The organism is Oscillibacter valericigenes (genome assembly GCF_021531435.1).
In the GTDB taxonomy this organism is placed as follows: domain Bacteria; phylum Bacillota; class Clostridia; order Oscillospirales; family Oscillospiraceae; genus Oscillibacter; species Oscillibacter valericigenes_B.
Map to the genome: position 1 here is coordinate 1 of NZ_JAFBIS010000079.1, position 616 is coordinate 616.

Sequence of the window (616 nt, forward strand, 5' to 3'; positions counted from 1 at the left end):
AAACAAGGAGACTGATTCATGAAAAATCCAGATATCAGTAGTTTAGAACATACCAGCTGGCGGTGTCAATACCATGTAGTATTTGCACCTAAGTATCGAAGGATGGAAATCTATCGGGAAATTCGAGCGGACATAGGTGTGATCTTAAGAAAATTATGCCAACAAAAGGGAGTAGAGATCATAGAAGCAAATGCGTGTCCGGATCATATCCATATGCTGATCAGTATTCCTCCCAAATATAGCGTATCGCAGATCATGGGGTATCTAAAGGGGAAAAGCAGCCTGATGATATTCGACCGACACGCAAATCTCAAGTACAAGTATGGAAACAGACATTTCTGGGCCAGAGGGTATTTCGTAGACACAGTAGGGCGAAACAAAAAAGCAATTAAGGCTTACATCCAAAACCAGTTGCAAGAGGACCAAATAGCCGACCAGATAAGTATCAAGGAATTCGTAGACCCGTTTACGGGTAGCAAGAATACCAAGGCATAACAAAAACCCCTTAAGGGGTAGCCCGAGAAAGCAATGCGGTCGGCAAATCTTTTCGGGCCCCTTAAGGGGCTTTGTCCGTATAAAGCCCTTATAGGGCTTACTCAAGCCTCCGGCTTAGCCG

The 616-nt window shown here is 44.3% G+C and carries 1 protein-coding gene; it reads left to right on the plus strand.

The window, feature by feature from the left end; genetic code table 11:
- Nucleotides 1–18 precede the first annotated feature (18 nt).
- A complete protein-coding gene (gene tnpA / locus JQM68_RS13630) occupies nucleotides 19–495 on the plus strand; it encodes an IS200/IS605 family transposase (RefSeq protein WP_235223563.1) in 477 nt (158 codons plus the stop codon).
- The last annotated feature ends 121 nt before the right edge of the window (nucleotides 496–616 follow it).